The sequence below is a fragment of the Brevundimonas sp. genome, from assembly GCF_032017145.1.
Classification (GTDB): domain Bacteria; phylum Pseudomonadota; class Alphaproteobacteria; order Caulobacterales; family Caulobacteraceae; genus Brevundimonas.
Map to the genome: position 1 here is coordinate 49,865 of NZ_DALZQC010000002.1, position 23,357 is coordinate 73,221.

The window sequence follows — 23,357 nt, forward strand, 5'->3', positions numbered from 1 at the left end:
ACCCGGCGTTTGTCTGGCCATGTTCACAACCTTGGCTGTTGCTGCGCGCGATCGAAAACGTCTGACGGAAATCTCGGGCATCGCGGCCCGTTTTGGCCTGGGCGCGGTTCTGGCCCGGCTGGGTCTGGATCGCGACGCGGGCGGGGTCGAGGACGCGGGCGCGGAGCCTTTGTCGCGGCGCACCCGTCTGGCGCTCCAGGCGTTGGGCCCGACCTTCATCAAGCTGGGCCAGATTCTGTCGACCCGCTCCGACCTGTTGCCCCCCGATTGGATCGAAGAGTTCGAACGGCTGCAAAGCGGCGGCGCCACCTTGGATTTCGACATCCTGCGCCCGGATGTGGAGGCCGCTTTGGGCGGTCCGCCGGAACAGGTGTTCGCCCGTTTCGACGTTGCGCCCCTGGCTGCCGCCTCCATCGCCCAGGTCCACCGCGCCGCCCTGCATGACGGGACCGAGGTGGTGGTCAAGATTCGCCGTCCCGGCGTGCGGCCGCGCGTCGAGGCCGATCTGCGCCTGATCGCCGAACTGGCGCGAAAGGCGGAACAGGCCAGCGGCGAAATCGCCCGCTACCGCCCCCGCGCCCTGGTCGCCCAGTTGTCCGAGGCCATGCTGGACGAGCTTGATTTCACCAAGGAGGGGCGCAACACGGACCGGTTCGCCGCCGACTTCGCCGCCAATCCCGACGTGGTCATCCCGGCCGTCTATTGGGACTACACCACCGACGGGGTGCTGGTTCAGGACTATCTGGACGGCATCGCGCCGATTGACGCCGAGCGGCTGCGGGCGGGGGGCGTCGATCCTCACCGTCTGGCCCGCATCGGCGCGGACGCGGTGCTGGACATGGTTCTGGTCAATGGCCGGTTCCACGCCGATCCTCACCCCGGCAATCTCCGGGCCATGTCGGGGGATCGGGTGGGCCTGCTGGACTTCGGCATGGTGGGCGTAGTCACGCCGCGCCGCCGGGCGGAACTGATCGGCTTCGTCCAGGCGCTGGCGGGCGGCGACGCCCAGCGGATGGCCGAGGTTCTGGCCGACTGGACCGAGGGCGCGGACGTGCCGTCCCAGAGCCTGAGGGCGGGCGCCGAACGGCTGATCGCGCGTCATGGCCAGGGTCAGGTGGACCTGCCCGCCATCGTCGCCGACATGATGGCCCTGATGCGCCAGGAGCGGGTCGCCGCCCCGCCCGATCTGATGCTGATCCTCAAGGCCCTCGTCACCATCGAGGGGGTGCTGTCGCGCGTCGATCCCGACTTCGATCTGTTGCGCGCCATGAGCGGCGCCTGGAAACGGGTGGTGTTTTCACCGCGCAGCCTGGGCGCGGTGCAGAATCAATTGGTCGGCGCCCTGCTGGACCTCTCGGCGTCAGGCGGCGACCTGCCCCGCATCATCCGGGCGGTGTCGCGGCGTCTGTTGCGCGAGGCGGACGGCCAGGGCGCTGGCGACCGCCAGACGGCCCAGGCCGTGACCCAGGCAGGCCGCTGGATCGGGCTTTCCATCGTCGGCGCGGGCGGGCTGATCGCGCTGGGTCTGGTCGCGGTGGCGTGGCTGGGCCGCTGAGGCGGTCAATAGTGATAGCGGCACTGAACGATCTCCAATCCCGCCTCAGACGCGCGATAGACCAGCCGGTGTTCCTGATCGATACGGCGGGACCACCATCCCGACAGTTCGCCCTTCAAGGGTTCAGGCTTGCCGGACCCGGTGAAGGGCGTGCGCTGACAGTCCTTGATCAGGGCGTTTATCTTCTCGAGGGCCCTGCGATCGGTTTCCTGCCACTCGACATACTGGGTCCAGGCGCGGGCCGAGAATATGAGGTTCATTCCTCGATCAGTTCGCGCGCCTGACCGCCGCCCGCTTCAAGTTCGGCGATCGAGGCGCGCAGAGCCTCGCGGTTCGCCGGGCTGCGCAGCAGATAGTCTGTCTCCTGCCAGGAGGCGAAGTCCTCCAGCGACATCAGCACCGCCGCCGGCTTGCCGCCCTCGCGGGTGATGATGGTGTAGTCATGATCCGCCGTCACCTGGTCGATGGCCGAGGCGAGGTTCTTGCGGAGTTCAGTGACAGACATTGCGTTCATGGCCTAAATGTACAGAATTCTGTACATTGAGGCAAGCGGGCTGTCAGAGCGTCCGCGCGATCAGCAGCTTCATGATCTCGTTCGTGCCGCCATAGATGCGCTGCACCCGCGCGTCCTTGTACAGCTGGGCGACGGCGTATTCGTTCATATAGCCGTATCCGCCGTGCAGTTGCAGCATCTCGTCGATGGTTTCGCCCTGGATGTCGGTGACCCAGTATTTGGCCATGGAGGCGGTGGCGGCGTCGAGCTTGCCCTGCAGATGCAGGCCGATGCAGTGGTCGACGAAGACCTTGGCCACGGTCAGCTTGGTCTTGACCTCGGCCAGTTTGAACTGGGTGTTCTGGAAGTCCAGGATTCGCTTGCCGAAGGCCTTGCGCTCCTTGACGTAGGCCAGGGTCGCCTCGAGGCCGCGCTCGGCGGCGGCGACGCCCTGAACGGCGATGTTCAGCCGTTCCTGCGGCAGTTGCTGCATCAACTGGACAAAGCCCTGACCCTCGCCGCCGCCGATGATGTTGTCGCCGGACACCTTCACGTCGTTGAAGAACAGTTCGGAGGTGTCGTTGGCCTCCATGCCGATCTTGTGCAGATTGCGGCCGCGTTCGAAGCCGTCGGCGCCGTCGGTCTCGACCACGATCAGGGACACGCCCTTGGCGCCTTCCGCCGGGTCGGTCTTGACCGCCACGATGATCAGATTGGCCAGCTGGCCGTTGGTGATGAAGGTCTTGGAGCCGTTGACGACATAGCCGTCGCCCGACCTGATGGCGGTGGTCTTGATCCCTTGCAGGTCCGATCCAGCGCCCGGCTCGGTCATGGCGATGGCGCCGACCAGTTCGCCCGATTGCAGACGCGGCAGCCAGCGCTGCTTCTGCTCCTCGGTGCCGTAATGCCAGATGTAGGGCATGACGATCGCATTGTGCAGGCTGATGCCGAAGTGATCCGCGCCCTTCCAGCCCAGCTGGCGCATCAGCACGACCTCATGGCGGTAGTCGCCGCCGAAGCCGCCGTCCTGCTCGGGCATGGACAGGCCCAGCAGGCCCGCCGCCCCGGCCTCGTTCCACAACTGGCGCGGCACCGAGGAGGCGGCGATCCAGTCCTGCACCTTCTCAGGCGGCGCGTGCTCGTCGATCCACTTGCCGACGCTGTCGGAGAAGAGGGTGATCTCCTCTTCCTGCATGAAGGCGGGTTCGGGGCTGCCCAGCACGTTCATTGTCATGTCTCCTCCCCACTCCGTGGGGAGGGGGACCGCGAAGCGGTGGAGGGGCTTGTCCACCGCTGGGTTTCAGGAATGCGCGACGGAAAGAGCCCCTCCGTCACGGCGCCGAAGAGGCGCCGCGCCACCTCCCCGCCGAGCGGGGAGGAGACGTGTGGTCTTCAGAACGCCTCGGCCGGCATGGCCATCAGCACGTCGGCGCCGGTCTTCATCTTCTTCAGGTGGCTTTCGGCGTCCGGCAGGATGCGCTCGACGAAGTAGCGGCCGGTCTGAAGCTTGGTGGCGTAGTAGGAGTCGGTCGAACCCGCTTCCACCTGTGCTTGAGCCGCCTTGGCCATCTGCGCCCACATATAGGCCAGCGCGGTCAGGCCGAAGACGTTCAGATAGTCGGTCGAGGCGGCGCCGGCGTTGTCAGGGTTGGCCATGCCGTTCTGCATTAGCCACATCGTCCCCTCCTGCAGCTTGGCCTTGGCGTCGGCCAGGCCGTCGACGAAGGGTTTGATGGCTTCATTGCCGCTGTTCTCGGCGACGAAGGCGTCGATCTCTCCGAACCAGGTCATGATGGCCCGACCGCCGGCCGAGGGCAGCTTGCGGCCCACCAGATCCAGCGCCTGGATGCCGTTGGCGCCTTCGTAGATCATGGTGATGCGGGCGTCGCGCAGATACTGCGAGGCGGGGAAGTGTTCGGTATAGCCCGAACCGCCGTGGACCTGCATCGCCAGGGAGGCGACATGGAAGCCCTTGTCGGTCAGATAGGCCTTCAGCACCGGCGTCAGCAGGCCCATGTAATCCTTGGCCTTGGTGGCGACGGCCTCGTCCTCGGACTTCTCCAGGTCGGCGTGAAGCGCGGTCCACAGGATGAAGGCCTGGCCGCCCTCGACGAAGGCCCGGGCCTCCAGCAGCATCCGGCGCACGTCGGGATGGACGATGATGGGATCGGCGGGGCCGTCCGGGTTCTTCGGCCCGGTCAGCGAACGGCCCTGCAGGCGGTCCTTGGCGAACTCGACGGCGGCCTGATAGGCGGCCGTGCCGATGGCCAGACCCTGGAGGCCGGTGCCCAGGCGGGCCTCGTTCATGACCACGAACATATTGTTCATGCCGCGGCCTTCTTCGCCCAGCAGCCAGCCCTTGGCGCCCTCATACTGCATGACGCAGGTGGCGTTGCCGTGGATGCCCATCTTCTCTTCCAGCCCCACGCATTGCAGCGTGTTGCGTTCGCCCAGCGAGCCGTCCTCGTTGACCAGATATTTCGGCACCACGAACAGCGACAGGCCCTTGATGCCCGGCGCGGCGCCCTCGATGCGCGCCAGCACCGTGTGGATGATGTTGTCCGAGAAGTCGTGCTCGCCCGCCGAGATCCAGATCTTCTGGCCGGTGATCGAGAAGCTGCCGTCGTCGTTGCGGACGGCCTTGGTGCGGACCATGCCCAGGTCGGTGCCGCACTGCGGCTCGGTCAGGTTCATGGTGCCGGACCATTCGCCGGACACCATATTGGGCAGATATTTGGTCTTGATCTCGTCCGAGGCGCTGGCGTGAATCCCGGCATAGGCCGAGGATGTCAGGCCCGGATACATCGAGAAGGCCGCCGAGGCGCCCGCCGTCATCTGACCGAAGGCCGAGGCCACCACGCTGGGCATGCCCTGGCCGCCATAGGCCGGGTCGGCCGCCAGGGCCATCCAGCCGGCTTCCGACATGGCCTTATAGGCTTCCTTCCAGCCCTTGGGTCCGGTGACCACGCCGCCCTCGGCCCAGTGACAGCCTTCCTTGTCGCCGGGATTGTTGATCGGGGCGATCACCTCGTCGGCGAACTTGGCGCCTTCCTCCAGGATCTGGCCGACCAGATCCGACGACACGTCCTGGAAGCCCGGCTGGTTGGTGTAGCGGTCGATCTCCAGCACTTCGTTCAGGATGAAGGTGAAGTCACGGACGGGCGACTTATAGGCCATGGATCAAGCTCTTGCTTTGAAGGGGTGATGGTCGTGGTTGAGGCGGGACTGGAGCAGCTTCTCGTAGTCCTCGGCGCCCGGCAGCAGGTCCGGGCGATGTTCCGACAGCTTGGATTCCATCCAGGCGCAGGCGGCTTCCGCCGTCTCGATGGCGCCTTCGATGTCTTCGAGCTGCTGTTTCAAGGCGGCGATCTGGGCGCGGTGACGCACCAGGGCCACCGCCATCTGATGGACGTTGTGGTCCTTCTGATCATAGAGATCCATCATGTCCTGGATCTCCTGCAGGGTGAAGCCGATGCGGCGGCCCCTCAGGATCAGCTTCAGCCGCGCCCGGTCGCGGGCGTCATAGACGCGCGTCTGGCCCTTGCGGGCGGGAGTCAGAAGCCCCTTGTCCTCATAGAATCGAAGCGCACGGGCCGTCGCGCCGAACTCGCGGCACAGCTGGCGAATGGAATAGGTTCTGTGATCGTCGGCTGTGGCCATGCGCCAACCATAACTTTACCCGCACGTAAAGGGAAGAGTTTACGCGCACGTAAGGGTAAGCTTTTTCGGCGGGCTTCGGGAACCCGCTCGCCCGCGCCTGCGGGCCTTATAGAAAGGCGTTCATCACAACGCGCACGGCAAGGTCACAACGAACACGACGACGCCCGTGCGATCTCGTCGTGCGCGCCGTGACCGCGTTGTGAGCGTTGTGACGAACCCTCTGGCCCAAGGCCCGCTATCGCAGGCGACCCGGCAAAGAAAAAGCCCGGAACCGGGGGGAACGGTTCCGGGCGCGAAACGCCGGATGGAGGGGGGAGAACGTCCGGCGCTCGAACTCGTCGGCGCGTCAGGCCCGGCGGCGGCCCAGCAGCACCGGAACCGTGAAGGCCAGAAGGACGGCGTTGACCGCCGCCAGGGCGATGTCTTGATTGACGGCGTGGACGGCCAGCATGGCCCCCTCCAGCACGACCAGGCCGGTCGCGGCGGTCAGCAGCAGCGGGCGGCCCACGCGCCAGGAGATCAGCGGGCTCAGCACGCCCAGCGCCAGCACCATCTCGACCACGCCCAGGCCGCGCACCATGTTCTCGGGCGCCACGGCGGGCCAGCCCATCAGATTGATCAGATTGGTCATCGGCTCGGTCAGTTTTGCGTAACCGGCGGCGATGAAGAACATCGCGATCCAGCCCTGCAGCGTCCACAGGGCGATGTTGCGATAGGCGGCGCGGCTGCGGGCCTGGGGGGCGGGAAGTGTCGTCGTGGTCATGGTGGAGGGCCTAATTCGTAACAGCCGCGATATCGGATCGGGCATCGCCGTCCGCAAGAGGGGATATAGCGGCGCTTTGGATATTTGTCATCCGGCGATGACATCAGCTGATGACATCGGTTGATGACTTTGTGTTACAGGCCATCCAAACTGTTGAGGCGCGGAAAGATTTTCCGCGCCTCGTCGATCATTCGGATTGTGCAGCCGGGCCTATTCCGGCTGGGGTCCCGGCGTCTGGACGATCAGGTCGCCGGGCTGGCAGTCCAGTTCGCGGCACAGGGCGTCCAGGGTGGAGAATCGGACGGCGCGGGCCTTGCCGGTCTTCAGGATCGACAGATTGGCCATCGTCACCCCCACCCGGTCGGACAGTTCGGTCAGCGACATGCGGCGGTCCAGCAGCAGGCGGTCCAGTTGGATCAGGATCATGGCGCGCCCTCAGACCGTGGTCAGCTGTTCGTCGCGCATGGCCGCGCCCTGGCGAAACACCTCGGCCAGGATGAAGACCACCAGAATGCCCAGCCAGGCGCCCAGGTTCAGGCTGCGGTCCAGCGCGCCTTCGCCCAGGGTGGCGGCCACGACGAGGGCCAGATTGACCAGCTGAAGACCGATCAATCCCAGGCCGACCGCCTGAAGCCGTTTGACGTTGGCGAACTCGAAGGCGTCGCCCTGGTTCACGGACAACAGGATGCGCCGCAGTCGATTGATGATCCACCAGGTGAAGCCGCACGCCAGGGCGCCGCCGAGAAACACCAGCGCGCCGCTCCAGTGCAGGATGTGGCTCGGATCCGCCGGTCGGCCCTCCATCCCATCCAGCAGGCCGGCGCCCAGGCTAGGGTCGGCTAGGGCGAAGGCGAACAGGATCAGCGTCAGAACGCCGCCGATCACGACGAAGACGTTGGCGACGCCCAGCAGCCAACGCAGCGCGCTGGCGATGGAGTATTTGCCGATCAGTTTCATTGCGAAAGCCTTCCCATCGGGTCACCCTCCGCGACCGCCTTGATGACTATCGATATGGATTTATCGATAAACGGGCAAGGCAATTATCGATAAACGAGATGAAGCTTTCGTAAGGTTCGGCGTCAGGCGGTGAAGCCCCAGGCGACGCGGGCCGCCTCCAACCGGGCCAGCTTGGCGTGGAGCGGCGCCCAGTCGTCGGCGGCGTCGATTGAGGCCCACAGGGATTCGACCTCCCCGATCAGCATTTCCTCCGGCTCGCGCGCGGCGAACATGGGGTGCTCCAGCCGCTCGATCCGGTCGGGCTCGTGCTCCAGCAGGGCGAAACGGAAGGCGTCGAAGGCCTCGCCCTGATACAGTTTGGCGCGCGGTCCCGACAGGGCGCGGGCCGAGGAGGCGAAGCCGCCGAACCAGTCGAAGAACAGCGGCTCCCACCGCATCGCCTCGCCGCCCTCTCTCAGCAGGGCCAGGGTCGTATCCACCAGGCGCTGATCCGCCGCCTCTCCCAGGCTCTGGACCCCCAGCCGCATCAGGAAGGCGGCGCGCAGTTCGCGGATATAGGCCGGACCGAAGCCGTTCAGCGCGTCGGCCAGGGTCTTGGGATCGGACACCACCGCCAGGCAGCTGGCCAGTTGGGTCAGGTTCCAGAACACCGCTTCGGGCTGGCGGGCGAAGGCGTAGAGGCCGCCGTGGTCGAAATAGGCGGCGGTGAAGCCGGGCTGATAGGCGGGCAGGAACCGCCAGGGGCCATAGTCGAAGCTCTCGCCCGTAACGTTCAGATTGTCGGTGTTCAGCACCCCATGCACGAACCCGGCCGCGATCCAGCGCGCCGTCAGCCGGGCCGAGGCGTCGACGACGGCGCGCATCAGGCCCGGAACGTCGCCCGCCGCGACCTGGGGGTGATACAGGCTGCGGACGTGTTCGATCAGGGCCTCGATCTGGTCGGGCCGGTTCAGATAGGCGGCGCGCTGAAAGGTCCCGAACCGCACATGGCTGTGCGACAGCCGCACCAGGACGGCGGACCGTGTGGGCGACGGTTCGTCCCCCCGCTCCAGCGCTTCGCCGGTCTCGATCAGCGACAGGGCGCGGCTGGTAGGTACGCCCTGCGCCTCCAGCATCGCCGCCGCCAGCACCTCGCGCACCCCGCCCTTCAGCGTCAGCCGCCCGTCGCCGTCGCGCGACCAGGGCGTGCGGCCGGACCCCTTGGCGCCCAGATCGAGCAGGCGGCCATCGGCGTCGCGCATCTGCGCCGCCAGAAAGCCGCGCCCGTCGCCCAGGTCGGGATTGTACTGGCGGAACTGATGGCCGTGATAGCGCATGGCGATGGGGCCGGGTTGGCCGGGCAGGGGTTCGAACCGGCCGAAGGCGGCGATCCATTCGGCGTCGCTCAATGCCTCCAGCCCGACCTCTGCGGCGGCGCGGTCATTGCGGAACCGCAGGATCGTCTGCGGAAAGTCCGCCGATCGCACGGCGTCGGAATAGTCGGGGCCCAGGTCGATGAAACGCGGTTCGGGGCGATAAGCGGGGGAGACGGGCATGGAGGGCTAGGTGCGTGTCCGGCACATGAAGCGCAACGGCTTCCTGCTGTTCTTTTATTTCGTCATCCTCCGGCAAGCCGCTTGCGGCGCAGACCGGGGGACCAAGCGGCGCCGAAAGGCGAAATGCGGCCGCCGCACGCTGTCCCAAGGGCGGGGCCGTGACAGCTTCCCGCTCTCGCGGGCCGCTGGGTTCCGGGTCTTCGCCCGGAATGACGGAAAGAGGGAGGCGGTTGGTCCCGCACTCAGCTTCGCCTATGATGTCGCCAGCCATCAGGTCGCTCCGCGCGGCCAGGCCGGCGCGCCCTGGCGGGCGGCGAATCCGGTCCGACGCCCGTCGATAACCTGGCGTCACGACAGCTTCAGTATTCCTTTTGGAGGCCGCCGTGGCGCGCAAACTGACACTTGATTTCCTCAAGACCGAGGCCGCGTCCGGCCTGGCCCTGGCGCTGGCGGCCCTCGCTGCTCTGATGGTCGCCAACTCGCCCTGGTCGGCGGATTATTTCGCCTGGCTCAAGAGCCATCACGTCCTGCAGATCGGTCCGATCCGGCTGGAGGAGACGATCTCCGACTGGATCAAGGAAGGTCTGATGGCGATCTTCTTCCTCGTGGTGGGGCTGGAGATCAAATACGAGATCGTGCGCGGCGAGCTCAGCGATCCGCGCAAGCTGGCGACGCCGGTGCTGGCGGCCCTGGGCGGCATGGCGGGGCCGGCGGCGGTCTATCTGCTGTTGTCCGGTCTGATCGGCGCGCCCCATGCGGGCTGGCCCATCCCCCTGGCCACCGACATCGCCTTCGCCCTGGCCGTCTTCGGCTTCGTGGGCAAGGGATTGCCGGCGTCGCTGCGCGTCTTCCTGTTGACCCTGGCCATCGTCGACGACCTGGGCGCCATCGCCCTGATCGCGGTGCTGTTCAGCGAGGGGACCAACTGGATTCCGTTGCTATGGGCCGCCGCCGCCCTGATCGCGGGCGCCGTCGCCGCGCACAGCATGAGAATCCCCGCGCCCTTCTGGGTGCTGGGGTTCGCCCTGGTCTGGCATCTGACGGTGCTGTCGGGCCTCAGCACCTCCCTGACCGCCGTGGCCTTCGCCATGATCGTGCCGATCAAGGCCCGCGCTGAAGGCGGCCCGAGCCCGCTGAAGGCGGCCATCCACGACCTGCATCCGTGGAACGCCTTTCTGGTCCTGCCCCTGTTCGCCTTCGCCAAGGCGGGGGTCTCCTTCGCCGGCCTGTCGATGGATCAGGCGTTCGCGCCCCTGGTCGTCGCCATCGCGCTGGGCCTGTTCCTGGGCAAGCAGATCGGCGTGTTCGGCGCCGCCTGGCTGGCCTCGGCGATGAAGATCGGCGCGCGTCCGACGGACGCCAGCTGGCTGCAGGTCTATGGGGTGTCGCTGCTGTGCGGCGTCGGCTTCACCATGAGCCTGTTCATCGGGGTGCTGGCCTTCCCCGGCGCGGTCGACAGTCCCGAACAGGTCGAGGTCAAGCTGGGGGTCATCGGCGGCTCGATCCTGTCGGCGGTCGCGGCGGCCCTGCTGCTGGGTCTGGCGGGGCGGAAGCGCCGCTTCGACCCTGTCGCCCTGAAACCCGATGTGGAGCCCTTGGGGCCGAAAACAGGGCAAAAACTGACCTAGCGTCAGGGTTTTCTGTCGCTTCCTCGACACACAAAGGCGGATCTGCGGCGAAAAATCGTCGCGGGCGAGAACGCTCGCTTGTCGGTGGCGTCGAAGCGCGCTTAGCCTAGCGATAACGAACGCTCTCCCACGAAGGGGACGTCGATGGGAACAGGAAACGCCGCGATCGCCCAAGGCGACGCGACTTCAGCCGGGAGGACGCTATGCGCCGCAATCTTCAACTCAGGACCACCGTATCCGCCGCCGCCGTGATCGGGGCCGTGGCCTTCGGCTTCGCCGGCGCCGCCGCCGCACAGGAGGCCCCGGCGACCGTCGACGACATCATCGTCACCGCCCAGAAGCGCGAACAGAGCCTGCAGGACGTGCCGATCGTGGTCACCACCCTGTCGCAGGAACTGCTGCAGGGCGCGGGCGTGCAGGACATCAAGGACCTGCAGATCCTGACGCCCGGCATGACCGTCACCTCGACCCAGTCGGAAGCCTCCACCACCGTCCGCATCCGCGGCGCCGGCACCGTTGGCGACAACCCCGGCCTGGAAAGCTCGGTCGGCGTGGTGATCGACGGCGTCTATCGCTCGCGCAACTCGGTCGGTTTCGGCGACCTGGGCGAATTGAGCCGCATCGAGGTTCTGAAGGGGCCGCAGGGCACCCTGTTCGGCAAGAACACCTCGGCCGGCGTCATCAACATCATCACCGAACGGCCGTCGTTCGATCCGTCGATCTCGGCCGAGCTGACCGGCGGCAACTTCGGCGCCATCGGCGGATCGGTTTCGGTCACGGGCGGCCTGACCGACCAGATCGCCGGTCGCCTGTTCGTCGCCCACCGCGAGCGCGACGGCTTCTACGACGTCAACAACGGCGACGGCCCCAACAGCCGCAAGGACGACCAGAACCAGGACTACTGGACCACGCGCGGCCAGCTGCTGATCCTGCCCAACGACAACACCTCGATCCGCCTGATCGCCGACTACACCAAGCGCGAGGAATACTGCTGCGTCGCCGTGCAGACGCGCGTCGGCCCGTCCCAGGCCTTCATCGCCGCCCTGGCCGCGCCGAACGGCCCTGGCCAAACGCCGCCTGCCGCAGGGTTCGGCACGGTGCCCTTCTCGCGTCTGGCCTATTCGAACCGCGAGACGCCGCAAGAGATCGAGGACATGGGGCTGTCGGCGGAAGCCAATATCGACTTCCCCAGCATCAACGCCACCCTGACGTCGCTGACCTCGTGGCGCGACTGGTCGTTCCAGCAGGGGATGGACCTGGACTACACCGGCGCCGACATCCTGTACCGCGCCAACGACGGCTCCAACGGCTATGGCGTCGGCAACCTGACCCAGGAACTGCGTCTGGCGAGCACGACGGACAGGTTCGACTGGCTGGTCGGCATGTTCGCCACGCGCGAGACGGTCTATCGCGACGACAGCTACGTCTATGGCTCGGACTACAACGCCTTCGCCTCCTTCCTGCTGACGGCCTCGGTTCCGGCGGCCTTCGGCGGCCCCAGCCCGTCGCGGATCGGTTGCTTCACCAATCCGAACGGCTTCCTGGTCGGCACGACCGGCGCCCTGGCCGGACAGCCGCTGTGCGTGCTGGGGCTGGCCCCGCCCAGCGCCGCCGCCCCCACCTTCGGCGTCGGCAAGGCGTATGAGGACCACTATTCCCAGAAGTCGGAATCGGTCGCCCTGTTCACCAACAACACCTGGAAGGTCAGCGAAGCCTTCGATATCAACCTGGGCCTGCGCTACACCTACGACAGCAAGCGCCTGCTGGGCCTGCAGGACAATCTGGGGACCAACGGCGCGGCCTGCGGCGGCGCCCTGACGAACAATCTGGCGCCCTCGCTGCCGGCGTCGCCGATCCCCGGAACGGCGAACATCAAAACCCCGGCGGCTGCGCTTGACCTGCTGTGCCTGCCCTGGTCGAACCCGCTCTATGACGGTCGCCGCATCCAGGAGAAGTTCAGCGACACCGACCTGTCGGGCACGATCAAGGCGTCCTACCGGTTCAACCCATCGATCATGGTCTATGGTTCGTATGCGCGCGGCTACAAGGGCGCGGGTTACAACATGGACCGGGTGCAGACGGGCGTGACGCCGGACGCCTCGCTGTTCTTCAAGGCCGAGACGGTCGACAGCTATGAGGCGGGGGTCAAGACGACTCTATTCAACCGCACCATGCTGCTGAACCTGACCTACTTCGATCAGAAGTTCGAGAACTTCCAGCTGAACACCTTCCTGGGCACCGCCTTCGTGGTGGAATCCATCCCCGAGCTGAAGTCGCGCGGCGTGGACGCCGACATGGTCTGGTTCACCCCGGTCGAGGGCCTGACCTTCCAGGGCGGCGTGACCTATACCGACGCCAAATACGGCGTGTTCGGCGCCGGCGACCTGTCCAGCCCCGGCCGCTTCCCGCAGCTGTCGCTGCTGCCTGGCGCGCGCGCCTCGTTCGCCCCGGAATGGTCGCTGACCGGCGCCCTGGCCTTCGACCGCTCGCTGGGCGGGGGCTTGCGCGGCGGGTTCAACCTCTCGGCCAAATATTCGACCGACTACAACACCGGCTCGGACCTGCTGCCCTACAAGCATCAGGACGCCTTCACCGTGGTCAACGGCCGGGTCTCGATCGGGTCGGAAGACGAACGCTGGACCGTGGAGGTCTGGGGCCAGAACCTGCTGCAGGAAGAATACACCCAGGTGGGCTTCGCCGCGCCGCTGCAGGGCACGGCCTTCACCAACACCACCACGCCCCAGGCCAACGGCACCTTCTACAACCAGGCCACCGACACGGCGACCTACAACGCCTATCTGGGCGCCCCGCGCACCTACGGCGTGACGCTGAAGGTCAAATACTGATCGTCAGGCCGCAGGGCTGAACGACGAAGGGCCGACCGGGCGACCGGCCGGCCCTTTTTGCTGGGCGTTCGTCCGGTCGCTATCCCGCCGCCTGTCGGGCCGAATGGCGAACGGTCTGGCCGTAGGACAGCTCCAGGGTGTTGCCGTCGGGGTCGGCGATATAGGTCCAGTAGCCCACAGGATCGGGACTTTGCCTGGGCGGCGAGCGAAGAACGCCCTGCGCCCTGGCCAGGTCCGCCAGACGATCCACGTCCGCACGGCTGGCGCAGGCCATGCCCAGATGGCCGAACGGCCCCAGGGGCGTGTCCCGCAGCTCGTCGGATTCCACCAGCACGACGGCGAACCTCGTATGCGGGTCCGCCATCCAGACGACGCGGCTTATGGGCCCCGCTCCCCCGCGCTCATGCGTGGCTGAAAGCTCGGCGAAGGTTTCATAGAAGGCCCGGCTTCGATCCAGGTCTCGCACGACAAGGGCGATGTGGGTCAGTCCTCGGTCGGGCGTGGGTGTGTCGGACATCGTTCGCTCTCCTTGCTTGATGCCCGGCATCTTTTGCTATGCGTTGAGCGAATGGAAATGAAGATGCATTATGCCCGTCATGCGATCTGTGAATGATCTGAGCGGCGTCGATCTCAACCTTCTGGTGGTGCTGGACGCCCTGCTCGCCGAACGGCACGTCACCCGCGCCGCCGTTCGGCTGAACAAGACCCAGCCTGCCGTCAGCCATGCCTTGGCCCGTCTTCGGATTCTGTTCGACGATCCGATCCTGGTGCGGCGACCGGGCGGACTGGAGCCGACGCCGCGCGCGGTGGAACTGGCGGCTCCGTTGCGGGACGCCTTGTCGACCCTCGGCGGCCTGGTGGACGAGCGCGTCTTCGATCCCGGCCGCGCGAAGCGTGAGTTCCGATTGTCGATGTCGGATTACGCCGCAGAAGTCCTGTTGCCCGCTTTGACCCCACGGATCGTCCATGCGGCGCCCCATCTGACCCTGGCGCTGGTTTCTCTCGGTCGGGACGGCGCACGCGCCGCGATCCGGGCGGGCGAGATCGATCTGGCGATCGGGGTCTATCCAGAGGGGCGAACCGACGACTTTCGCACATCCCCTCTGTTCGACGATGCATTCGCCTGCCTCGCCGACGCCGCATCGGGGGCGCCGGCCTCGCTACGGGCCTATCTGTCGCGGCCTCACATCGCCGTCTCCGCCTCGCCCGAGGACAATGGAGAGGTGGACGCGGCCCTGGCCGCGCAGGGCCTGACCCGGCGCGTGGCGATCACCCTGCCGCACTGGTCGGTCGCGCCCCAGCTTGTGCGCGGCTCCGACCTGATCCTGACGGTGGCGCGGCGGAGTCTGACGCCGAGGCCAGGCGACGGCTTGGTGATCGCACGCCCCCCGATGGCGCTGCCGACCATTCCGCTGGTGCACGCCTGGCATGTCCGGCGGGACCACGACCGGGGCCTGAAGTGGTTGCGGACGCAGATCGCGCAAAGCATCCCCGCCGATCCCTGTCCCTAGGCGCCGGCCGACCTCTCCCGAGAAGCCTTCCCTATTCCGCCACCGGCCTCGGCTTGGCCAATTCGCGCTGGCCGGCGGTCTTGCGGCGCAGGATGCGGCGGGCGCCCTGGGCGAAGTCGTCGACGATGGTGAAGATGGCCGGGATGTAGAGCAGGCTGAGGAAGGTCGAGGAGATCAGTCCGCCCAGCACGGCGATGGCCATGGGCGCGCGGAACTGGACGTCGGCCCCCACGCCCATGGCGATGGGCACCATGCCCGCCCCCATGGCGAAGGTGGTCATCAGGATAGGCCGGGCGCGCTTGTGCGCCGCGTCCAGTATGGCCTCGCGCCGGGGCATGCCCTCCCGTTCGGCCATGATGACATAGTCGACCAGCAGGATGGAGTTCTTGGCCGCGATCCCCATCAGCATCAGCACCCCGATCAGGGCCGACATGGAGAAGTTGGCGCCCCCGATGGCCAGGGCGATGAAGGCGCCGCCGATGGCCAGGGGCAGGGCCGCCATGATGGTGATGGGATAGGCGAAGCTTTTGAACAGCAAGGTCAGCACCGCATACATCAGCAGCAGGCCCGAGGCGAAGGCGATGCCGAAGCCGGTCAGCATCTCCTGGATGAACTCGGCGTCCCCGGCCGGCACCTGGCGCACACCCGCGGGCAGGGTCTTGACCGAGGGCAGGCGGTTGACCGCCGCGCTGGCGGCGCCGGTCGTGGTTCCGTCCAGTTCGGCGCTGATCGAGGCGATGCGCGACCGGTCCTGGCGGTTGACGGTGGCCGGGCCTGCGCCGAAGCGGATGTCGGCGACGGCGCTCAGCGGCACGGAGGCCCCGTTGTTGGCCGGCACCCGCAGGTTCTCCAGCACGGTCAGGTCCTCGCGCGCCGTCTCGGTCAGCTGCAGGCGGATCGGAATCTGACGGTCGCCCAGATTGTATTTGGGCAGATTCTGATCGACGTCGCCGATGGTGGCCACCCGCACGGCCTGGGAGATGGCGCCGGCGGACACGCCCGCCAGGGCCGCCTCGTCGGGGCGCGGCGTGACCAGGATTTCCGGTCGGGCGATGGCGGCCGAGTTGACCACGTTCGCCAGGCCCGGAACGGTCCGCATCTCGGCCTCGACCTTGCGCGCCGCCGCGTTCAGGGCTTCGGGATTGTCGCCCAGGATCGAGAAGGTGTAGGTCGTGCCGTCGCCGGGTCCGCCGCCCTGCTGGGCGATGCCGGCGCGGATGCGGGCGCCGGGGATCTTCTTCAGCTCGTCCACCATGGCGCGGGCGAACGCCTGCTGGCTCAGCTTGCGGTCCCCCTTGGGCACCATGTCGGCATAGACATTGGCCTGGGTCACGTCCTGACCGCCGATGGCGGCATAGACCGACGTCACCTCGGGCCGGGCCTCCAGGGTGCGTGTCACCTGCTGCACCACCGCATCGGTCTGGCGCAGGGTCGCGCCGGGCGGCAGTTCGACCTGGAAGGCGGCGCGGGCGGTGTCGCCGGGCGACATGAATTCGAACGACATCTTGGCGACGATCGCCGTGCCGACGGAGCCGAACAGGAACAGGATGCCCAGCACGAACACCTTCCAGCGATTGCCCAGCGACCAGCGCAGCGCCTTCAGATAGCCCCCCATCCAGAAGGGGTCCTTGTCCTCATGGTGGGTGTGTTTGAGGATGTAGGCGGCCATCAGCGGCGTCAGGGTGCGCGCCACCAGCAGCGAGAAGACCACCGACACGCAGGCCGCCAGGGCGAAGGCCTTGAAGAACTGTCCGATGATCCCTGGCATGAAGCCCACGGGGGCGAACACGGCGACGATGGTGGCGGTGGTGGCCACGACCGCCAGGCCGATCTCGTCCGCCGCCTCCAGCGAGGCGTCATAGGGCGGTTTGCCATCGCGCATGTGGCGGACGATGTTCTCGATCTCCACGATGGCGTCGTCGACCAGGATGCCGATGGTCAGCGACAGGGCCAGCAGCGTGACCACGTTCAGCGACTGGTCCATCGGCCCCAGGATGGCGAAGGTCGGGATCAGCGACATCGGCATGGCCGTCGCCGCGATGAAGGTCGCCCGCCAGTCGCGCAGGAAGATGAAGACGATGATGACCGCCAGCACGGCGCCCAGCAGCAGGGCCTCCAGCGAGGCCAGATAGGATTCCTCGATCTGTTCGACGCTGGCGGTGACCTGGCGGATGGTCAGTTCGGGATGGGCCTCGTTCAGCCGCTTGACCTCTTCGCGGACCTTGTCGGCGACCTTGACCTCGGAGGCAGTGCGCGAGCGCAGGAAGTTGAAGGTCACGGCCTCCTGGCCGTTGTAGCGGGCCAGGCGACGCGGCTCGCTCCACTTGTCCTCGACCTTGCCCAGATCGGCCAGCCGCACCGTCTTGCCGTCGCCCAGCGGCACCAGGGTCTCGCGCAGCTGTTCGACCGAGGTGGCCGACCCCAGGGTGCGGACGGACCGTTCGGACCCGGCGATGGTGACGCGCCCGCCCGGCAGGTTGTTGTTGACGTTGTTCAGGGCCTGGCTGACCTGGGCCGCCGTGACGCCATAGGCGGCCAGGCGCTGGGGGTCCAGCTCGACCCGCATCTCGCGATCGACGCCGCCCGAGCGGTTGACCTGACCTACGCCGCCCAGCGCCAGCAGGGCGCGGCTGACGTCATTGTCGATGAACCAGCTGATCTCTTCCGGCGTCATGGTGGGCGAGCGCACGACATAGGTGATCAGGGCGTCGCCGGTGATGTCGATGCGCTGGACCGCCGGTTCCTGCATGTCCTGGGGCAGGCTGGCGCGCAGGCCGGTCATGGCGTTGCGTACGTCGTTGGTGGCCCGGTCGGTGTCTGTGCCCAGTTCGAACTCGATGGTCGTCGTCGAGACGCCGTCGGTGATGTTGGAGTTGATGTGGCGCACGCCCGACAGGCCGGCCAGCGAATCCTCGATCAGGCGCGTGACCTGCACCTCCATCTCCGCCGGGGCGGAGCCGGGACGGGCGGCGGTGACGGCGACCAGGGGGAAGTCGACGTCGGGGTTCTGATTGATCCGCATCCCCATGAAGCCGACCACCCCGCCGAGCGTCAGCAGGAGGAAGAGCAGGATGATCGGAATGGGATTCTTGATCGCCCAGGACGACATCTGGTTCATGGCGTCGGTCCTACTTGGTCGCGGCCGGGGCTGCGGGGGCGACGGCTGGGGCGCCCACCGCCGGCGCGACGTTGACGCGGTCGCCTTCGTTCAGGAAGCCCGCGCCGTCCACCACCACGCGCACGCCGGTGTTGACGCCCGACACCGCCGTCTGGGCGTCGGTGCGCGACAGGACCGTGATCGGCTGGAAATGGACGCTGTCGCCGTTCAGGACGAAGACGCCGGGCTTGTTCTCGCGATACAGCACCGCCCCGGTCGGGACGGTGGTCGCCGGCTGGTCGCCCACGGCGATGTCGGCGCGCGCGAACATGCCGGGCCGCAGCTGGGCGCCGGGCGCCAGGGAGATGCGGGCCAGGCCCAGGCGGGTCGTGGCGTTGACCTCTGGCGTGACGATGCGGACCGAGCCGGTGGTCCGGCCGGCCTCGCTGGAGGTCACGGTCGCCGACTGACCGGCGCGCACCAGGCCCAGCTCCGTCTCGGGCACCTGGGCGTCCAGCTCCAGTCGGCCGTCGCGGACCATGCGGAACAGTTCGGTTCCCGCCGCGATGATCTGGCCCTTGGTCACGCTGCGGCTGATGATCAGCCCGCCGACGGGCGCGCGGATGGTGGCCTGGGACAGTTGGGTCTGGGTCTGGGCCAGGGCCGCGCGGGCCGCCGCAAGATTGGCGGTGGAGGACCGCTGATTGGCCAGGGCCGTGTCCAGCGACGCCTGGCTGAGGAAGCCGCGTTCCTTCAACTGCTGGGCGCGATCAAGCGCGGCGTCGTCGCGCTGGACATTGGCCTGGGCCAGCTGGACCTGGGCCTGCTGCTGCTGAAGTTGGGCGCGCAGCAGGACGTCGTTCATCTGCACCAGCGGCTGGCCCTGCCGGACGTAGGTTCCCTCGTCCACATAGACGGCGACGGCGGTCAGGCCGCCGGTCTCGGCAGCCACCGGCACCTCTTCCCAGGCCGAGACGGTGCCCGACGCGGTCACGGTGCGGTTCAGGCTGGTCTGGGACACGGCGGCGACGCTGACGGTCTGGCGCGATCCGCCGGCCTTTTCTTCGGTCTTGTCCTCGCCATGCCCGCCGCAACTCGCCAGCAGTAAGGCCGACAGGGCCATGGCGCTGACATTCAGAGCGGTTGGGGTCGTCTTGGACACGGGGGATTTCCTCGGTTGCAGGCGAAGCGGATCGCCGGCTCGCGCCGGTTTGGGAAGGATCTGCTCCTTACCGCGTCCGCGAGCCGTTCTCAAACGCGGAAGCGGTTCATTGCAGAGCTGTAATGTGACCCGGCGCGCGACAGATCGGCCGTGCGTCTGGCCCCGCATGCTTACGCATGATAGGGGCGCGCGGATGACGACTCCTCCTATTTCGAACATTCGCAACTTCAGCGTGGTCGCGCACATCGACCACGGCAAGTCGACCCTGTCCGACCGGCTGATCCAGCACACCGGCGGCCTGACCGCGCGCGAGATGTCCGAACAGGTGCTCGACAATATGGAGATCGAGAAGGAACGGGGCATCACCATCAAGGCCCAGACCGTGCGCCTGACCTACAAGGCGCGCGACGGGCAGGACTATATCCTGAACCTGATGGACACGCCGGGCCACGTGGACTTCGCCTATGAGGTCAGCCGGTCCCTGGCCGCCTGCGAAGGGTCGCTGCTGGTCGTGGACGCCTCGCAAGGGGTCGAGGCCCAGACCCTGGCCAATGTCTATCAGGCCATCGACAACAACCACGAGATCGTCCCGGTCCTGAACAAGGTCGACCTGCCCGCCGCCGAGCCGGACCGCGTCCGCGCCCAGATCGAGGACGTCATCGGCATCGACGCCTCCGAAGCCGTCCTGGCCAGCGCCAAGTCCGGCATCGGCATCGAGGAGGTGCTTGAGGCCATCGTCACCAAGCTGCCGGCGCCCAAGGGCGACATCAATGCGCCCCTGAAGGCCATGCTGGTCGACGCCTGGTACGACCCCTATCTCGGCGTCGTCGTGCTGGTGCGGGTGTTCGACGGCGTCTTGAAGACCGGGATGCGGGTCAAGATGATGCGCAACGGCTCGACCCACCTGATCGACCGCGTCGGCGTCTTCCTGCCCAAGAACACGCCCGTCGACCAGCTCGGCCCCGGCGAGGTCGGCTTCATCACCGCCCAGATCAAGGAGGTCGCCCACGCCGCCGTCGGCGACACCCTGACCGACGAGAAGAAGCCGACCGCCGAACCGCTGAAGGGGTTCAAGGAGGTCCAGTCGGTGGTCTTCTGCGGCCTGTTCCCGGTGGACGCCGCCGACTTCGAGGACCTGCGCGCCGCCATCGGCAAGCTGCGCCTGAACGACGCCTCCTTCACCTATGAGATGGAAAGCTCGGCGGCGCTGGGCTTCGGCTTCCGTTGCGGCTTCCTGGGTCTGCTGCACCTGGAGATCATTCAGGAGCGCCTGAGCCGAGAGTTCAACCTCGACCTGATCGCCACGGCGCCGTCCGTCGTCTACAAGATCGGCCTGCGCGACGGGACCGAGATGGACCTGCACAACCCGGCCGACCTGCCCGACGTGATGCAGATCGAGACCATCGCCGAACCCTGGATCAAGGCCACCATCCTGACCCCCGACGAATACCTCGGCGGGGTCATCAAGCTGTGCCAGGACCGTCGCGGCCAGCAGATCGAACTGTCCTACGTCGGCAACCGCGCCATGGTGGTCTATGAGCTGCCGCTGAACGAGGTGGTGTTCGACTTCTACGACCGGCTGAAGTCGATCTCGAAGGGCTACGCCTCGTTCGACTATGAGATCACCGAATACAAGGTCGGCGACCTGGTGAAGATGTCCATTCTGGTCAACGCCGAGCCGGTCGACGCCCTGTCCATGCTGGTCCACCGCGCCCGCGCCGAGACGCGCGGCCGGGGCATGGTCGAGAAGATGAAGGAACTGATCCCGCCCCACCTGTTCCAGATCCCGATCCAGGCGGCCATCGGCGGCAAGATCATCGCCCGCGAAACCGTCCGCGCGCTTCGCAAGGACGTGACCTCGAAGTGCTACGGCGGCGACGCCACCCGCAAGAAGAAGCTTCTGGAAAAGCAGAAGGCCGGCAAGAAGCGGATGCGCCAGTTCGGCAAGGTCGAAATCCCGCAGGAAGCGTTTATCGCGGCGCTGAAGATGGACGAGGATTGAGGTCCTAACTTCCGCTCATCCCGGCGAAAGCCGGGACCCAGGTCTTTCGCGTCGAATGTGCGTCGGATGACCACCGGCCTGCGACTCACGCACTTTTCGCCCAAAGCGCTGGGTCCCGGCTTTCGCCGGGATGAGCGGGCCGGAGGTCAGTGCGCCCCGTTCAACTGCTCGAACACCGCCTCATAGCCGTTCACCTCGGCGAACCGCAGCGGCTTGACCCGTTCGACCAGGATTTCGCCGCGCGGCGTCTCGCCCCGTTCGATCAGACCGATCACCTCGGCCGTATAATCGGCTAGCGGCATGGAGGCGGGGTTCTCCGCATGGCCGGGCATCAGGTCGGTGGCGACGCCGGGCGGGGCCAACTCCAGCACCTCGACACCAGTGTCCGCCAGTTGACGCCGCAGGGATTGGCTCCAAGAGTGCATCGCCGCCTTGGTCGCATTGTAGGTCGGCGTCGCCGCCAGCGGGACGAAGGCCAGGCCCGACGTCACCGTCATCACCGTCGCCTTCGGCTGAGCCGTCAGATGCGGCAACAGGGCGGCCGTCAGGCGGATCGGCCCCAGCAGGTTGGTGGTGATGGTCGCCTCGACCGTGGCGAAGTCGAACGGAGCGGCCTTCAGGTCCTCGGCCTTCATGATCCCGGCGTTCAGGATGACGGCGTTCAGGGCGGGGTGATCCTTGACCACCTGTGCGCCGAAGGCGGCGACGGCGGCCGCATCCTCCATGTCCAGCGTCGCCCAAACCATGCCCGGATTGGCGGCGGCTGTGTCCTTCAGCACGCCTTCGCGACGGCCGGTGATGATGATCTGATTGCCGCGCGCGTGCAGCGCCTCGGCCAGGGCGCGGCCGATGCCCGTGCCGCCGCCGGTGATCAGTATGGTGTTGCCGGTGATGTTCATGACCGTTTCCTCGGGGATGCGTCAGAGATGAAGACGAGGTATGACCTTCACTCTCCAATCGAAAGTAGGCACTTCAAGCCGCCCTACTTACCGCACGGAAAGAAATGGACATGACGGCCGTACCGCCCGCAAGAATCGCTCACCCCGAAACCGGAGAGATCGCCGATCCGCGCGTGGAGGCCCTGGTCAACGACGTGATCGGCCGCGTCGCCGACAAATGGACCATGCTGATCCTGGAGGTCCTGGCCGAACACGGCGAGCAGCGCTTCACCCGCGTCGGCGACCTGGTCGGCGGGATCAGCCAGAAGATGCTGACCCAGACCCTGCGTCAGATGGAGCGCGACGGCCTGGTCGTCCGCACCGTCCACCCCGTCATCCCGCCCAAGGTCGAATACCGCCTGACCGACCTGGGCTTCACCCTGGCCGAAGCGTTCTGCGGCGTCTGGATATGGGCCGAAAAGAACATCGACCGCATCGAGGCGGCGCGGGCCGCGTTCGATGGGCGCGCTAAATAATCCCGCTCATCCCGGCGAAAGCCGGGACCCAGCACTTTGGGCGAAAGCTGCTTCGGATCGAAGGTCAGCGGTCATCCGGCGCACCGGCGATGCGGAAGAACTGGGTCCCGGCTTTCGCCGGGATGAGCGGATTGAGAGTCACCCCTGCACCGTCTCCGTGATGAAGTGCCGGCCCTGGCGGTCTTCGATCTCGACCACCCACAGATCCGGATCATAGCCCCGCTGCCTGGCGATATAGGCGTCCAGTTCGCCCTCGCTGTCGGACGTGACGGGCTGGATCCACAGGCGGTCGCCATCGGTTCCGAAGGCTTCGGTGTAAAGGCGGGCGGTGCGGGTGGAGGTGTCGTAGGCCTTGACGATGACCGAGCCGGCGCGGTCATCGCCCTTGTTGACCACGGTCGCATAGGCGCCCTCGATCTGGGCGCGGCGGATCAGGGCGCTGACCCACAGGTCGCTGGAAAGAAGCAATTCGCTAACCCTGCTCGAACACGGAACCCCAACGCTGAGCCGCTAGGGTCGAGGCATGAGGATAGGCCTTTCCCCCCGGCGAACCCAAGCCCTGATGTCGGCGCTGCTGATCGCCGCCACCCCCGCCGCCGCGCTCGCCGCGCCGCAGGACCGCTATTATGAGCGCAGCTTCGTGCTGGCCGCCAACGACCGCTGCGGCCTGTTCGAGCCGCAGCTGACCGCCGCCCTGACGGCCGCCGCCTATCAGGCGCGGGGCGCGGCCCTGC

The 23,357-nt window shown here is 67.1% G+C and carries 20 protein-coding genes; 6 read left to right on the plus strand and 14 right to left on the minus strand.

The window, feature by feature from the left end; all coding sequences use genetic code 11:
- Positions 1-19 precede the first annotated feature (19 nt).
- Positions 20-1,555, plus strand: coding sequence for an AarF/UbiB family protein (locus RTU05_RS00750; RefSeq protein WP_312594861.1), 1,536 nt, complete (start codon positions 20-22; stop codon positions 1,553-1,555).
- A 5-nt stretch (positions 1,556-1,560) separates the two neighbouring features.
- Here the strand turns inward: RTU05_RS00750 and RTU05_RS00755 are convergent, their stop codons facing one another.
- The 9 genes from RTU05_RS00755 to RTU05_RS00795 form a co-directional block, all read right to left on the minus strand.
- Positions 1,561-1,815 carry a Txe/YoeB family addiction module toxin gene (locus RTU05_RS00755; protein WP_312594863.1) on the minus strand — a complete coding sequence of 85 codons (255 nt, stop codon included), beginning with the start codon at positions 1,813-1,815 and terminating at the stop codon, positions 1,561-1,563.
- Positions 1,812-2,069: a type II toxin-antitoxin system prevent-host-death family antitoxin gene (locus tag RTU05_RS00760; protein WP_312594865.1), complete on the minus strand. Its 258-nt coding sequence runs from the start codon at positions 2,067-2,069 to the stop codon at positions 1,812-1,814. The genes RTU05_RS00755 and RTU05_RS00760 overlap by 4 nt, the downstream gene beginning before the upstream one ends.
- A gap of 43 nt (positions 2,070-2,112) precedes the next feature.
- A complete protein-coding gene (locus tag RTU05_RS00765) occupies positions 2,113-3,276 on the minus strand; it encodes an acyl-CoA dehydrogenase family protein (protein WP_312594899.1) in 1,164 nt (387 codons plus the stop codon).
- A gap of 164 nt (positions 3,277-3,440) precedes the next feature.
- The gene (locus RTU05_RS00770; RefSeq protein ID WP_312594867.1) at positions 3,441-5,225 is read right to left on the minus strand and encodes an acyl-CoA dehydrogenase C-terminal domain-containing protein; all 1,785 of its coding nucleotides are present in this window, start codon (positions 5,223-5,225) and stop codon (positions 3,441-3,443) included.
- Positions 5,226-5,228: 3 nt separating this feature from the next.
- Entirely contained in the window at positions 5,229-5,708 is a 480-nt protein-coding gene (locus RTU05_RS00775; protein ID WP_312594869.1) for a MerR family DNA-binding transcriptional regulator, read from the minus strand.
- A 346-nt stretch (positions 5,709-6,054) separates the two neighbouring features.
- The gene (locus tag RTU05_RS00780; RefSeq protein ID WP_312594871.1) at positions 6,055-6,471 is read right to left on the minus strand and encodes a DoxX family protein; all 417 of its coding nucleotides are present in this window, start codon (positions 6,469-6,471) and stop codon (positions 6,055-6,057) included.
- A 210-nt stretch (positions 6,472-6,681) separates the two neighbouring features.
- A complete protein-coding gene (locus RTU05_RS00785; protein WP_292024130.1) occupies positions 6,682-6,897 on the minus strand; it encodes a helix-turn-helix transcriptional regulator in 216 nt (71 codons plus the stop codon).
- A gap of 9 nt (positions 6,898-6,906) precedes the next feature.
- Complete coding sequence (locus tag RTU05_RS00790; protein WP_312594873.1) at positions 6,907-7,428, minus strand: DUF2975 domain-containing protein; 522 nt, start codon at positions 7,426-7,428, stop codon at positions 6,907-6,909.
- A gap of 122 nt (positions 7,429-7,550) precedes the next feature.
- Entirely contained in the window at positions 7,551-8,963 is a 1,413-nt protein-coding gene (locus tag RTU05_RS00795; RefSeq protein ID WP_312594875.1) for a protein adenylyltransferase SelO family protein, read from the minus strand.
- 383 nt (positions 8,964-9,346) lie between these two features.
- Here RTU05_RS00795 and nhaA point away from each other — a divergent pair, with 383 nt between their 5' ends.
- A complete protein-coding gene (gene nhaA / locus RTU05_RS00800) occupies positions 9,347-10,591 on the plus strand; it encodes a Na+/H+ antiporter NhaA (RefSeq protein ID WP_312594877.1) in 1,245 nt (414 codons plus the stop codon).
- A 203-nt stretch (positions 10,592-10,794) separates the two neighbouring features.
- Complete coding sequence (locus RTU05_RS00805; RefSeq protein ID WP_312594879.1) at positions 10,795-13,437, plus strand: TonB-dependent receptor; 2,643 nt, start codon at positions 10,795-10,797, stop codon at positions 13,435-13,437.
- Between the two features lie 79 nt (positions 13,438-13,516).
- On the opposite strand, the gene RTU05_RS00810 is transcribed toward RTU05_RS00805, so the two are convergent.
- Complete coding sequence (locus tag RTU05_RS00810; RefSeq protein WP_312594881.1) at positions 13,517-13,954, minus strand: VOC family protein; 438 nt, start codon at positions 13,952-13,954, stop codon at positions 13,517-13,519.
- A 79-nt stretch (positions 13,955-14,033) separates the two neighbouring features.
- Here RTU05_RS00810 and RTU05_RS00815 point away from each other — a divergent pair, with 79 nt between their 5' ends.
- Entirely contained in the window at positions 14,034-14,948 is a 915-nt protein-coding gene (locus RTU05_RS00815) for a LysR family transcriptional regulator (protein WP_312594882.1), read from the plus strand.
- A gap of 31 nt (positions 14,949-14,979) precedes the next feature.
- On the opposite strand, the gene RTU05_RS00820 is transcribed toward RTU05_RS00815, so the two are convergent.
- Entirely contained in the window at positions 14,980-18,066 is a 3,087-nt protein-coding gene (locus tag RTU05_RS00820) for an efflux RND transporter permease subunit (protein ID WP_312594885.1), read from the minus strand.
- 10 nt (positions 18,067-18,076) lie between these two features.
- Complete coding sequence (locus tag RTU05_RS00825; RefSeq protein ID WP_312594887.1) at positions 18,077-19,207, minus strand: efflux RND transporter periplasmic adaptor subunit; 1,131 nt, start codon at positions 19,205-19,207, stop codon at positions 18,077-18,079.
- Positions 19,208-19,400: 193 nt separating this feature from the next.
- Here RTU05_RS00825 and lepA point away from each other — a divergent pair, with 193 nt between their 5' ends.
- Positions 19,401-21,209, plus strand: a complete 1,809-nt coding sequence (gene lepA, locus RTU05_RS00830) for a translation elongation factor 4 (RefSeq protein WP_312594888.1) — start codon at positions 19,401-19,403, stop codon at positions 21,207-21,209.
- A gap of 146 nt (positions 21,210-21,355) precedes the next feature.
- On the opposite strand, the gene RTU05_RS00835 is transcribed toward lepA, so the two are convergent.
- Positions 21,356-22,108: an SDR family NAD(P)-dependent oxidoreductase gene (locus tag RTU05_RS00835; RefSeq protein WP_312594890.1), complete on the minus strand. Its 753-nt coding sequence runs from the start codon at positions 22,106-22,108 to the stop codon at positions 21,356-21,358.
- 110 nt (positions 22,109-22,218) lie between these two features.
- Between RTU05_RS00835 and RTU05_RS00840 the strand changes: the two genes are divergently transcribed.
- Positions 22,219-22,623 (plus strand): helix-turn-helix domain-containing protein, encoded by a 405-nt coding sequence (locus tag RTU05_RS00840; protein ID WP_312594891.1) that lies wholly within the window; start codon positions 22,219-22,221, stop codon positions 22,621-22,623.
- A gap of 138 nt (positions 22,624-22,761) precedes the next feature.
- Here the strand turns inward: RTU05_RS00840 and RTU05_RS00845 are convergent, their stop codons facing one another.
- Entirely contained in the window at positions 22,762-23,091 is a 330-nt protein-coding gene (locus RTU05_RS00845; protein ID WP_312594893.1) for a DUF1491 family protein, read from the minus strand.
- Between the last annotated feature and the right edge of the window lie 266 nt (positions 23,092-23,357).

Coding starts and splice junctions, on each gene's coding strand:
- RTU05_RS00775 (WP_312594869.1), bottom strand. CDS start 5,708: ATGGCCACAGCCGACGATCACAGAACCTATTCCATTCGCCAGCTGTGC.
- RTU05_RS00805 (WP_312594879.1), top strand. CDS start 10,795: ATGCGCCGCAATCTTCAACTCAGGACCACCGTATCCGCCGCCGCCGTG.
- RTU05_RS00780 (WP_312594871.1), bottom strand. CDS start 6,471: ATGACCACGACGACACTTCCCGCCCCCCAGGCCCGCAGCCGCGCCGCC.
- RTU05_RS00840 (WP_312594891.1), top strand. CDS start 22,219: ATGACGGCCGTACCGCCCGCAAGAATCGCTCACCCCGAAACCGGAGAG.
- RTU05_RS00765 (WP_312594899.1), bottom strand. CDS start 3,276: ATGAACGTGCTGGGCAGCCCCGAACCCGCCTTCATGCAGGAAGAGGAG.
- RTU05_RS00760 (WP_312594865.1), bottom strand. CDS start 2,069: ATGAACGCAATGTCTGTCACTGAACTCCGCAAGAACCTCGCCTCGGCC.
- lepA (WP_312594888.1), top strand. CDS start 19,401: ATGACGACTCCTCCTATTTCGAACATTCGCAACTTCAGCGTGGTCGCG.
- RTU05_RS00750 (WP_312594861.1), top strand. CDS start 20: ATGTTCACAACCTTGGCTGTTGCTGCGCGCGATCGAAAACGTCTGACG.
- RTU05_RS00810 (WP_312594881.1), bottom strand. CDS start 13,954: ATGTCCGACACACCCACGCCCGACCGAGGACTGACCCACATCGCCCTT.
- RTU05_RS00835 (WP_312594890.1), bottom strand. CDS start 22,108: ATGAACATCACCGGCAACACCATACTGATCACCGGCGGCGGCACGGGC.
- RTU05_RS00755 (WP_312594863.1), bottom strand. CDS start 1,815: ATGAACCTCATATTCTCGGCCCGCGCCTGGACCCAGTATGTCGAGTGG.
- RTU05_RS00785 (WP_292024130.1), bottom strand. CDS start 6,897: ATGATCCTGATCCAACTGGACCGCCTGCTGCTGGACCGCCGCATGTCG.
- RTU05_RS00795 (WP_312594875.1), bottom strand. CDS start 8,963: ATGCCCGTCTCCCCCGCTTATCGCCCCGAACCGCGTTTCATCGACCTG.
- RTU05_RS00820 (WP_312594885.1), bottom strand. CDS start 18,066: ATGAACCAGATGTCGTCCTGGGCGATCAAGAATCCCATTCCGATCATC.
- RTU05_RS00770 (WP_312594867.1), bottom strand. CDS start 5,225: ATGGCCTATAAGTCGCCCGTCCGTGACTTCACCTTCATCCTGAACGAA.
- RTU05_RS00815 (WP_312594882.1), top strand. CDS start 14,034: ATGCGATCTGTGAATGATCTGAGCGGCGTCGATCTCAACCTTCTGGTG.
- RTU05_RS00790 (WP_312594873.1), bottom strand. CDS start 7,428: ATGAAACTGATCGGCAAATACTCCATCGCCAGCGCGCTGCGTTGGCTG.